An 11826-nucleotide genomic window follows, 5' to 3' on the forward strand; every position below is an offset into this window, starting at 1 on the left:
GGTGGAAGCTCATGCATATTTATTGCTGTTAACAAATATGCTTGAAGTTTTGGTAAGGGCGTGCGGGTGCATGTCACGGCGATGAAAGATTTCCTTCCGATAATCGCCGCTGCATGACGGTCAATGTTGCCGTTTCCGGCAAGAGGGTTGCAGTACTTGTGAAGAGGAACGTCTCCCGGCGTTCGATAACTATTAAGTCTATTTTGGGGTTTTAACAATGATCACTCAGAAACAGATCCGGCTGACCAAGCTGGCCCTGGCTTTGTCGATTGTGCTGTCCGCTTCGCCGGCCATCGCACAGAACACCACCTCCGCCGTCAGCGGCCGCGTCGCTGGCCCGGACGGCAAGCCAGTCGCAGGCGCCCAGGTCACCATCCGCCACACCGAGTCCGGTTCTGTCAGCACGGTCACGACCGACGCCGAAGGCCGCTACACCGCGCGCGGCCTGCGCGTCGGCGGTCCGTTCACGATCACCATGGCCAAGGACGGCAGCGTTGAGACCATCAGCAACGTCTTCACCACCCTGGCTGAAACCTCGAATGTGGACGGCACCCTGGGCCCGAAAGTGGCGGTCGTGAACGTGACCGGCCAGGCCCGCTCGAATACCTTCAACAGCGCCAACATGGGCTCGGGCACCAACCTGAACCGTGCCGACCTGGCAGCCCACGCATCGATCAACCGCAACCTGGCCGACTATGCACGCCAGGATCCGCGCCTGTCGCAGACCGACAAGGACCGCGGTGAAATCTCGGTTGGTGGCCAGAACTCGCGCTTCAACTCGATCACCATCGACGGCGTGTCGATCAGCGACACCTTCGGCCTGGAATCGAACGGCCTGCCGACCAACAAGCAGCCGATCTCGATCGACTCGATCCAGTCGGTGCAGGTCAACGTCTCGAACTATGATGTGACCCAGAAGGGCTACACCGGCGCCAACATCAACGCCATCACCAAGTCGGGTACCAACGAGTGGCACGGCAGCGTGTACCAGGTGTTCCGCAACGACAAGCTGGCCGGCGACCGCTACAACGCCACCAACGACAGCTACACCGCACCTGCGCCGTTCAAGGAAAACACGACCGGCCTGACCGTCGGCGGCCCGCTGATCAAGGACAAGCTGTTCATTTTCGCCAGCGCCGAGAACACCAAGAGCTCGCGTAACTCGCCAGAATACGGCCCGCTGGGCAGCAGCCTGACCAACGTCGGCATCACCCAGTCGGCGATCTCGAGCCTGCAGAACATCGCCAAGTCGCAGTACGGCTTCGAGGCTGGCTCGGCCAACGTGCCGACCGGCTTCGAGTTCGACGTCGAAGACCGCCTGGTCAAGTTCGACTGGAACATCAACGACAACCACCGCGCCAGCCTGCGCTACCAGAAGACCAAGCAGTCGGAGCCGCAGTTCTCGGGCTATTCCGCGACCGGTATCGCACTGGATTCCTACCTCTGGACCGAAGGCAAGAACATCGAGTCGACCGTGGCCCAGGTGTTCAGCGACTGGACCCAGGACTTCTCGACCGAGTTCAAGCTGTCCAAGCGCGAGTCGGGCAAGGACAACGCCAACAACGCCAAGCTGCCGTCGATGGCACTGAGCTTCCCGGGCCCGCTGCCGGCAGGCACCTCGAGCGCCGTGCGTACCGGTACCCGCTTCATCAACTTCGGTACCGAGGCGAGCCGCCAGTTCAACACCCTCGACACCACCACCTGGGACGCCTATGCCGGCGCGACCTGGATCAAGGGCGACCACGAGATCAAGTTCGGTGCCGACTACCAGCGCAACGAGATCTTCAATGCGTTCCTGCAGAACGTCAACGGCACCTACACCTTCGGTTGCGTGAACACCAGCGCGACCTACACCTACACCTTCGGTGCCGTCAACTGCTCGACCTCGCCGGCCGACGTGATCGAACGCGCCGTGCTGGAAAACTTCTCGCGTGGCCGTCCGTCGCAGTACATCGCGCAGATCGCACGTCCGGGCTACACCAAGATGGACGCAGCCGCCATCTGGACCCTGGCCAACACCGGCCTGTTCCTGCAAGATAACTGGCGGATGAACGACCGCCTGACCCTGACCTACGGCGTGCGCTACGACAAGGCCGGCACCAACGACCGTCCGCTGCGCAACACCGCCGTGGCCGCAGCGCGCGTCGCCGGCGCCTACAACAGCAACACCAGCGCCCTGGTCCGCGAAACCGGCGGCTTCGGCATGGACAACACCGTCACCATCGACGGCGACGACCTGATCCAGCCGCGCTTTGGCTTCAACTACCGCCTCGACACCCAGCGTCCGACCCAGATCCGCGGCGGCTTCGGCCTGTTCTCGGGCTCGGCACTGAACGTCTGGCTGGGCAACCCGTTCGCCAACGCCGGTATCGCGACCTACTCGGTCGGTTGCGGCCGCGACAGCTTCGCGTCCTGCGGCACCACCGAAGGCATCTTCAGCCCGGATCCGGACAACCAGAAAGCCATCGCCGGCACCCCGCCTGCGGTCGCCGTCGACCTGCTGGCGCCTGGCATCAGCCAGCCGTCGGTGTGGAAAGCCAACCTGGCGCTCGACCATGAACTGCCATGGTACGGCCTGGTCCTGGGTCTGGAGTACCTGCACACCAACGTCAACAAGAGCATCTACTTCCAGAACCTGAACCTGGGTGCGCCGACCCGCGTCGGCCCGGACGGCCGTCCGCTGTTCTGGACCGAGCAGGGCTACACCGCCTCGTGCGCCACCGGTACCGGCGGCTTCAGCAGCACCGGCGCCTGCGCAGGCTTCCGCTCGCGCGCCCTGTCGAACGCGGCCTACACCAACGTGATCGTGGCCCGCGAAACCAGCAAGGGCGGCGGTAACCTGGCAACCCTGTCGCTGAGCAACGGCCGTTCGCGTGGCCTGCGCTGGACCGCAGCCTACACCTGGACCGATGCCACCGAGGTCAGCAACCTGAGCTCGTCGACCAGCAACTCGAACTGGACCGGCCGCGCAAGCTTCGATCCGAACGAGGAAGTGGTCGGCAAGTCGGCCTACATGATCCGCGACCGCGTGACCCTGTCGCTGGCATGGGACAAGGCCTTCTTCGGCGCCTACAAGACCAGCTTCGGCATGTTCTATGAAGGCCGCAGCGGCAAGCCGTTCAGCTGGACCTTCAACAACGACATGAACGGCGACGGCGTCAACTCGAACGACCTGATGTACATCCCGAAAGCCTTCGGTTCGGGCGAGGTCATCTTCCGTGGCGACACCGCGACCAGCAAGGCCAACGAGCAGAAGTTCTGGGACGTGGTCAACAACGAGAAGGACCTGCTGCGCGCCGCAGGCGGCGTGATCGGCCGTGCCCGTAGCCAGGGACCGTGGGTCAACAGCTTCGACATGCGTCTGAGCCAGGAAGTCCCGGGCCTGTTCAAGGGTCACAAGGGCGCGATCGTGTTCGACTTCATGAACGTCGGTAACATGATCAACAAGCGCTGGGGCCGTATCAACGAAGTCGGCTTCGCCAGCGCCGGCGGCAACTCGCGCAGCTTCGTGGACTACGCTGGTATGCAAGACGGCAAGTACGTCTACCAGGTCCGCGACCAGGTCGAAAACTTCGTGACCAAGCAGTCGAAGGGCGAATCGCAGTGGGCAGTGCAGGTCACCGCTCGCTACGAGTTCTAAGCCGCGTCTGAACGCGCTCCGTGTCGGTGCATGATGCGCCGATACGCAAGACGGCCGGTGGCGACACCGGCCGTTTTTTCATTGATTGAAGGCCTTGTCTCCCACGTCCCCTGTCCCGTGCCTGTCCCCGTAAAGATGGCGGGCCTGCATGGCAGCGTGGGATAATGCGGATGGGCTCGCGAAGCCCGTCCCACCTACCGAGAACACCATGACCGTTTTCCTCCGTGCCCCGGCACGCCTTTCCTGCCTGGCGCTGGCGCTGGCGCTCGCCGGCTGCGCCACCACGGCGCCCGGCCCGGTGACCATCCAGCTGGTCGCCATGAATGACTTCCACGGCAACCTGGAACCGAGCCGGTATACCCCGGTCAATCCGGACGGCAGCAAGGCCGAGCCGATCCGCGCCGGCGGCATCGAGGCCGTGGCCGCCGCCCTGCAGGCCTGGCGCAGGCAGGACAAGGACCTGCTGTTCGTCTCGGCCGGCGACCTGGTCGGCGCCAGCCCCGCGATGTCCTCGCTGTGGGCGGACGAACCCACGATCGAGGCGATGAACATGCTCGGCCTGCGCGTCTCCGCGGTTGGCAACCATGAATTCGACGCCGGCCGCAAGGAACTGCTGCGCCAGCAGCACGGCGGCTGCGATTCGCCGCGGCCCGACAAGGCCTGCCAGATGCGCAAGGACTACCGCGGCGCGCAGTTCACTTACCTGGCCGGCAACGTGATCGACAGCGCCACCGGCAAGCCCTTCATCCCGGCCTTCAAGATCGAACAGGTCAAGGGCATCAAGGTTGGCCTGGTCGGCGTGGTGCTGCAGGACACCCGCTCGGTGGTGATGGCCTCGGGCATCGCCGGCCTCGAGTTCGGCGACGAAGCGGCGGCCATCAACCGCGCGATCCCCGAGATGCGCCGCCAGGGTGCGGACGTGATCGTGGCCCTGGTGCACGAAGGCGGCACCACGAAAGAGAATCCGATGACGCCGGGCTGCAGCCAGCTGACCGGCCCGGTCGTCGACATCGTCAGGAAGCTCGATCCGGCGATCCGCCTGGTGATCAGCGGCCATACCCACATGGGCTACCTGTGCAGCATCGAGGGCCGCACCGTGACCCAGGCCGCCTCCTACGGCCACCTCCTGACCCGCATCGAGATGACGGTCCAGAAGGGCGTGGGCCACGTCGGCGACATCAAGGTCGAGAACGTCCTGATGAAGGGGGGCGACCATCCGGCCGACGCGAAGATGGCGGCCTTCGTCGCGCAGGTGAAGGAAAGCAGCCGCGCCGCGCTCGGCCGTCCGATCGCGCGCGTGGCCGCCGCGCCCGTGCTGCGCAAGCTGAACCCCGCCGGCGAAGCGCCGCTCGGCAACCTGATCGCCGACGCCGGCCTGGCCGCCACCCGCAAGCTGGGCGCGCAGATCGGCTTCATGAACGAAGGCGGCATCCGCAAGGACCTGGAGGCCGGCCCCGACAAGGTGGTGTCCTTCGGCCAGGCCCAGGAAGTGCTCCCGTTCGGGAATACCCTGGTGGTGATGGACCTGAGCGGCGCCCAGATCCGCAGGCTGCTCGAGCAGCAGTGGGCGCGTCCGGCCGCGGCCACGCCGTCGCGCCTGCAGGTCTCGGAAGGATTCCGCTACCAGTGGGACGAGAAGCGTCCGCCCGGACAGCGCGTGAGCGCCGTCACCCTGGACGGCGCCGCGCTCGAGGACAGCAAGGTCTATCGCGTGGTGGCGAACAACTTCCTGGCCGAGGGCGGCGACAACTATCCCGAATTCGTGAAGGGCGCGAACCGGGTCGATACCGGCGTGCCGATCCTCGATGCCTTCATCGACTACCTGCGCAGCATCGAAGGACAGGGCGAGGCCCAGCCTTCGTTCGCCGCCGGCGCGCGCGTCATCAAGGCCGATTGAGCCTGCGCTTCCCAGCTCCGTTATCTAGCAAGGAAAACCATGAAAAAACTCGCCTGTGTACTTGCGCTGACCAGCGCCTTCGCATCCTTCGACGCCGCGGCCTGGGGCCGCGACGGCCACAAGGCGGTCGGCGCCATCGCCGACCGCCTGCTCAAGGGCTCGTATGCCCAGAAGCAGATCCAGGCCCTCCTGCTGCCGGGGGAGACGCTGGAGTCGATCGCCAACTGGGCCGACTGCGTCAAGGGCAGCTATTGCGGCCCCCAGACCCAGGAGATGCTGGACTACGTCAAGGCCAACCCCGAGCACGACAAGTACCACTACACCAACGTGCCCTTCCAGCACGACCACTACGACAACCATGGACCGGGCCGCACCGGCGTCGACATCGTGCAGACCCTGCGCCAGTGCATCGCAGTCCTGCAGGGCAAGACCGATCCGGCCCTCAATCCGCACAAGTTCACCAAGCGCCAGGCGCTGATCCTGCTGACCCACTTCGCCGGCGACATCCACCAGCCGCTGCACGTGGGCGCCGCCTTCGTCGGCCGCGACGGCAAGTTCGTGGCGCCGAGCGCCCAGGAACAGATCGACGAGCGCGCGATCTTCGATACCCGCGGCAGCAACAGCCTGCTGCTCGACGTGCCGCGCCTGAGCGTGCTGGAAGCGGCCAGCATTCCGCCGGGCGAGCCGGTGCCGGTGCGCGAAGGCGTGCCCCAGGCCCTGACCAAACCCTTCCACTCGTACTGGGACAGCACCACGGTCGACTACGCGTTCCGCCGCCTGCAGGCGCGCACGCCGCAGCAGTTCGCGGACAAGGTCATCGCCGGCAAGCATGTGCTGCCGCTGATCGAGGGCGATCCGATCACCGCGCCTTACGCCTGGGCCAACCATTCGCTGTATGTCGCCAAGCAGGCCTTCGAGGGCGTGAGCGCCGGCGCGCTGATCCAGCAGACCGGCAAGAAAGGCGAGACCTACTACAGCTTCGCGCTGGAAGTGCCGCAGAACTATCCGGTTCCGAGTTCCGAGCTCGCCAAGCAGCAACTGATCAAGGGCGGCTACAATCTGGCTGCCATCCTGCAGGCGATCTTCCCGGACAAGGCTTAAGGACCGGCGTCCAGGGCGGCCGGCTGCGGCCGCCCAACCACTCCAGGATCCCGGATGCGAACCTTCTTCGACAAGCTGAAACGCCATCGCTGGCTGGTGCTGGCGCTCCTGCTGCTGGCCCTCGCGGCCTGGATCCTGTCCGCGCGCGCGCGCGGGCCCGCGCTGCCTGCCTACCAGGTGGTGGCGCAGCCGCTGGTGCAGACCGTGGTCGCAACCGGCCGCGTGGCCGCCGTCTCGCGCGCCGAAGTCGGCAGCGCCGTCACCGGGGTGCTGGTCGAGCGCCGCGTGCGCGAGGGCGACCGGGTGCGTCCCGGCGACGTGCTGGCCGTGCTGCGCGCCGCCGAACTCGATGCCGCCGTGCGCGAGGCCGAGGCCGCGCTGGCCGAGCTGCGCCAGTCGACCCGGCCGCAGGCCCAGGCGAGCCTGCGTGAAACCGAGGCGCGCCTGGCCCAGGCCGGCCGCGAGGCGGCGCGCCGGCGCGAACTGTTCCGCCAGCAGATGATCACGCGCGAGGCGATGGAACAGGCGGTGCAGGCCGAGACCGTCGCCCGCAGCGCGCTCGAGCAGGCGCGCCTGGCGGCGCGTTCCCTGGCCGAAGGCAGTCCGGGCGAGGCGGCGGCGCGCGCGCGCCTGGCCAGCGCCCGTGCGCAGCTGGAAAAAACCACGATCCGCGCCGAAGTGGCGGGTACCGTCCTGAGCCGCAATGCCGAGCCGGGCGACCTGGTGCAGCCGGGGCGGGTGCTGTTCGAGATCGCGCGCGAAGGCGATACCGAGATCCTGGTGCCGGTCGACGAAAAGAATCTCGAAGTGCTGGCGCTCGGCCAGGCCGCCATGTGCGTGGCCGACGCCTTCCCGCGCCGGCCGTTCCCGGCGCGGCTGGGCTTCATCGCGCCCGCGGTCGACCCGCAGCGCGGCAGCGCCGACGTGCGCCTGGCGGTGGACCCGGTGCCGGGTTTCCTGCGCCAGGGGATGACGGTGTCGGTCAACATCGAGACCGGCCGGCGCGCGCGCGCGCTGGTGGTGCCGAACGACGCGCTGGCCCGGATAGACGGTGACGACAGCGACGACAGCGCGCTGTGGGTGGTCGTCGATGGCCGCGCCGAACGGCGCCGCGTGAAGCTCGGCCTGCGCGGCCTTGCCAGTACCGAGGTCGTCTCCGGCCTGCGCGCCGGCGACTGGGTGCTGGCCGATGCCAATGCCGCCTTGGAAGCAGGCCAGCGCGTGCGCCCCGTCGCGGCCGGGCCGAGGGACGGCGCCGCCACCCGCAACGAGCTGCCGGTCAAGCTGGACTGACGCCGATGTGGATCGAGTGGACCATCGCGATCCGCTTCCTGCGCGAAGGGAAGGCGCAAAGCACCCTGATCCTGGTCGGGATCGCGGTCGGGGTGGCGGTGATCGTCTTCCTCACCGCCCTCATCACGGGCCTGCAGTCCAACATCATCGAGCGCACCCTCGGCACCCAGGCCCATATCAAGGTCCAGCCGCTCGAGGAACGCAACCGGGTGCTGGCCCCGGCCGACGGGGCCGTGCAGCTGGTCCTGGAAAGCAAGCGCGTGCAGCGCCTCCGTTCGATCAATAACTGGCAGGGAGTGCGCGACGTGCTCGACTCGCTGCCGCGCATCACGGCCGTGTCGCCGCTGATCTCCGGCCCGGCCTTCGCGCGCCGCGGCGAGGCCCTGCAGTCGGTGGCGCTGGTCGGCATCGATCCGGCGCGCTACCGGCGCATCATCCCGGTCCAGGACGAGATCGTGGCCGGCGTGTTCCGGGTCGGCGCCGGCAATGCCGTGATCGGCAGGCAGCTGGCCAGCGACCTGGGCATGCGCGTGGGCGACAAGCTGCGCCTGGACGGCGGGCAGGGCAGGGATAGCGTCGTGAACATCGCCGGCATTTTCGAACTCGGCGTGCGCGAACTCGATGCGCGCTACGTCTACCTCGACATGAAGCAGGCCCAGTCCCTCCTCGACCTGGCCGGTGCCGCCACCGTCATCGACCTCAGGGTGGACGACATCTTCGCGGCCCAGGAGGTCGCCGCACGCGTCGCCCGCCTGACCGGGCTGAAGGCCGAAAGCTGGATGGAGACCAATGGCCAGCTGATGAACGCGCTGCGCTCGCAAAGCCTGTCGACCCGCATGATCAGCGTGTTCGTGGCCCTGAGCGTGGCGCTCGGCATCGCCAGCGTGCTGTCGGTCAGCGTGGTGCAGCGCACCCGCGAGATCGGCATCCTGCGCGCGATGGGCACCACGCGTGGCCAGATGCTGCGCGTGTTCCTGGTGCAGGGCGCGGTGTTCGGCCTGGCCGGCTCGGTGCTGGGCGGGGCCGCCGGCTACGGCCTGGTGGCGGCCTTCAATACCTTCGGTCCGAAACTGTTCTATATTCCGGTGGACCCGGTGCTGCCGCTGGCCGCGGCGGCACTGGCCACGCTGACCGGTGTGCTGTCGGCCGCGGTGCCGGCGCGGCGTGCCGCCGCCCTCGATCCGGTGGAGGCGATCCGCCATGTCTGACGCGATGTCCGCCCACGACGGCGAGCAGGAAGTGCTGCGTCTGGAAGGGCTGCGCAAGCGCTACAACGTCGGCAAGCCGACCGAGATCGAGGTGCTGCACGGGATCGACCTGCGCTTGCGGCGCAGCGATTTCGCGGCGCTGGTCGGCGCTTCCGGTTCCGGCAAGAGCACCTTGCTCAACCTGATCGGCCTGCTCGACCAACCGAGTGCCGGCGAGCTGTTCCTGCTGGGCGCGCCGACCTCGCGCATGCTCGATGCCGGGCGCACCGCGCTGCGCGGCAGCACGGTCGGCTTCGTGTTCCAGTTCCACCACCTGATTCCAGCCTTCAGCGCGCTCGAGAACGTGTTGATGCCGCTGATGGTCGCCTCGGGCAAGCCGAACGCGCAGCAGGTGGACCACGCGCGCAGCCTGCTGGCCCAGGTGGGCCTGGCCGGGCTGGAGGAGCGCAAGCCAGACCAGCTCTCGGGCGGCCAGCAGCAGCGCGTGGCGGTGGCGCGCGCCCTGGTGACGCGTCCGGCCTTGCTGCTGGCGGACGAACCGACCGGCAACCTCGACACCAAGTCGGCGGCCGACGTGTTCGCGCTGTTTCGCCGCTTTAACCGCGAGTTCGGCTGCGCGGTGTTGCTGGTGACGCACGACCCGCGCATGGCAGAGCAGTGCGACCGCACCATTACGCTGGTCGACGGCCGCATCGAGAGCGACCAGGTGCGGTCATCCGGTCGCTAGCTGCGCCGGATCAGTGCCTGCGCGGCGCGTTGGCGCCGCGCTCTTCGATAGAATGCCGTCCACCACCGACCCTGTTCCATCACCATTACCATGACCATTCGCCTCAAGGCCGCCATCTGCGCCGCCTGCTCTTCATTGACCCTGGCCCTGGCGAGCGATGCCGCCGCCCAGTCCAGCCCCGAACGCGCCCTGCCGCTGTGGGAGATCGGCCTGGCCGGCGGCGCGCTCTCGACCCCGTCCTATCCGGGCGCCGACGAACGCGAATCGCGGGTGCTGGTGTTTCCCAACATCGTGTACCGGGGCGAGGTCCTGCGCGTCGACCGCTCCGGGATCGCCGCGCGCCTGTTCCGCAGCAGCAGGGCGGAACTGGACATCGGCTTCGCCGGCGCGCTGCCTTCGGATTCCGACGATGTCGACGAACGTGCCGGCATGCCGGACCTCGGGCCCCTGCTGGAATTCGGTCCGCGCCTGAAAGTGCTGCTGGCCGACCTTGGTGGCAAGCGCCGGCTGCGCGCCGAATTCCCGTTGCGCGCGGTGATCGAGGCGCGCAGCGGCCTGCACCGGCGCGGCGCCAGCTTCGAGCCGCGCCTGGCCTATGACATGGCGGGCGAGCGCGGACTGTGGACACTGGAGGCGAACCTGTCGGCGGTGCTGGGCGACCGCCGCCTGAACCGCCATTTCTACGAAGTGGCGCCGCAGTACGCGACGCCCACGCGGCCGGCGTATGCCGCCGGTGCCGGCCTCCTGATGATGCGCCTGGGCCTGTTCGGCTCGCGCCGCATCGACGAGGACATGCGGGTGTTCGGCTACCTGCGCTATGAAAGCTACCGGAATGCGGCGAACCGCGGCAGTCCCCTGCACGTGAAGGACAGCGGGGTATCGGGCGGGGTGGGGGTGATGTGGACCTTCAAGCGTTCCAGCCGCCGCGCGAGCGGGGTAGAAACAGTGGATCCGGCGATCCAGTAGGCGCCGCGCGGGGCCACGCGGCGTGTGCGAGGACCGGGCAGCGCCGCTGCCCGGTGATGCGGTCAACGCGGGATTACTTGCTGTTGGTGCTGTCCTTGGCGTTCTTGCGCGAGGCCTTGGACTTGTCATGCTTGTCCTGCTTGGTGTTCGCCTTGTCGGCCGCATGGGCCGCATCGGCTGCCGACGCTGCCGAAGCTGGGGTGGCCGGCGTCGCCGGCGTTGCCGGGGTTGCAGGCGAAGCCGCGGTCGCCGCGGTGCTGCCGGCGCCGCCGGTGGTGCTGTCGATGGTGGTGGTGGCCGGGGTTGCCGGGAGGGCCGGAGTAGCAGGGATTGCCGGGGTGGCCGGCGTCGCGGCGGTCGGCGGCGTGGCCTGGGTAGCGCTAGCGGCCGGGGCGGTGGTCTGGGCGAAGGCCGAGGTGGCGGACAGAGCGACGATCAGGGAAGCAATGGTTTTCTTCATTGGTAAATCCTTTCTGGTTCGGTTTCTGGCGTACGTAATCGTGTCACCTCTGCATCAAACGAAGCGCGGCGCCGGCCTGTTGACCATGCTTACAAAGGCTTACCCCCGTCACATTTGCTCACATCCTAGGCAACAATCATGGTGTAAAGCAATAGCATCGTTGGGTGGGCGGGTTCCCCGCCCACGCGTTCACCTTCCTCTATTCCGCCTAGGGAACGCGGAAAGCGCCAAAAAAAAGGCGCAGTCAACAGGACCTATGGATGAGGACCGAACTGCCGAGCAGTTCGGCGGTCGAACGCCTATCTCCCTCGACAGGACCCGATCATGCGCGCTCCCCGCTTCAGGAAGTGGTTCGCCCAGCTGCCCGCGCTGAACGTGCCGCAGCGCCTGCAAACGCTCTCGGCCCTGCATCCGTCCGCCGGACTCGACCGCATCATCGCCCTCATTGCCCAGGTCAAGGAAGGCAAGCGCCGCTGTCCTGCCTGCGCTTGCGAGCGTTACTACCGGCATGGCCAGGCCAACGGTCTGCAGCGC

8 protein-coding genes and 1 pseudogene are annotated in these 11826 nt (G+C 67.4%); 8 read left to right on the forward strand and 1 reads right to left on the reverse strand.

The genetic code is table 11. From position 1 onward, the window contains the following. Nucleotides 1–217: 217 nt before the first annotated feature. From LCI23_RS18125 to LCI23_RS18155, 7 genes are all read left to right on the forward strand, one after another. Nucleotides 218–3640: a TonB-dependent receptor gene (locus LCI23_RS18125; RefSeq protein WP_224947854.1), complete on the forward strand. Its 3423-nt coding sequence runs from the start codon at nt 218–220 to the stop codon at nt 3638–3640. Between the two features lie 208 nt (nt 3641–3848). After that, the gene (locus tag LCI23_RS18130; protein ID WP_224947855.1) at nt 3849–5537 is read left to right on the forward strand and encodes a bifunctional UDP-sugar hydrolase/5'-nucleotidase; all 1689 of its coding nucleotides are present in this window, start codon (nt 3849–3851) and stop codon (nt 5535–5537) included. Nucleotides 5538–5576: 39 nt separating this feature from the next. Beyond that, nucleotides 5577–6638, forward strand: coding sequence for a S1/P1 nuclease (locus LCI23_RS18135; protein WP_224947856.1), 1062 nt, complete (start codon nt 5577–5579; stop codon nt 6636–6638). A gap of 54 nt (nt 6639–6692) precedes the next feature. Then, the gene (locus LCI23_RS18140) at nt 6693–7931 is read left to right on the forward strand and encodes an efflux RND transporter periplasmic adaptor subunit (RefSeq protein ID WP_224947857.1); all 1239 of its coding nucleotides are present in this window, start codon (nt 6693–6695) and stop codon (nt 7929–7931) included. A gap of 5 nt (nt 7932–7936) precedes the next feature. Then, nucleotides 7937–9139 carry an ABC transporter permease gene (locus tag LCI23_RS18145; RefSeq protein WP_224947858.1) on the forward strand — a complete coding sequence of 401 codons (1203 nt, stop codon included), beginning with the start codon at nt 7937–7939 and terminating at the stop codon, nt 9137–9139. Beyond that, nucleotides 9132–9866 carry an ABC transporter ATP-binding protein gene (locus LCI23_RS18150; protein WP_224947859.1) on the forward strand — a complete coding sequence of 245 codons (735 nt, stop codon included), beginning with the start codon at nt 9132–9134 and terminating at the stop codon, nt 9864–9866. Before LCI23_RS18145 ends, LCI23_RS18150 begins: the two co-directional genes overlap by 8 nt. Before the next feature lie 90 nt (nt 9867–9956). After that, complete coding sequence (locus LCI23_RS18155; RefSeq protein ID WP_224947860.1) at nt 9957–10832, forward strand: MipA/OmpV family protein; 876 nt, start codon at nt 9957–9959, stop codon at nt 10830–10832. 73 nt (nt 10833–10905) lie between these two features. On the opposite strand, the gene LCI23_RS18160 is transcribed toward LCI23_RS18155, so the two are convergent. Beyond that, the gene (locus LCI23_RS18160; protein ID WP_224947861.1) at nt 10906–11292 is read right to left on the reverse strand and encodes a hypothetical protein; all 387 of its coding nucleotides are present in this window, start codon (nt 11290–11292) and stop codon (nt 10906–10908) included. A 324-nt stretch (nt 11293–11616) separates the two neighbouring features. Here LCI23_RS18160 and LCI23_RS18165 point away from each other — a divergent pair. After that, nucleotides 11617–11826: pseudogene (locus LCI23_RS18165) on the forward strand (IS1595 family transposase); the annotation flags it as partial.

Origin of the sequence: Massilia sp. MS-15 (assembly GCF_020176695.1) — a bacterium.
Taxonomy (GTDB): Bacteria; Pseudomonadota; Gammaproteobacteria; order Burkholderiales; family Burkholderiaceae_D; genus Telluria; species Telluria hydrophila.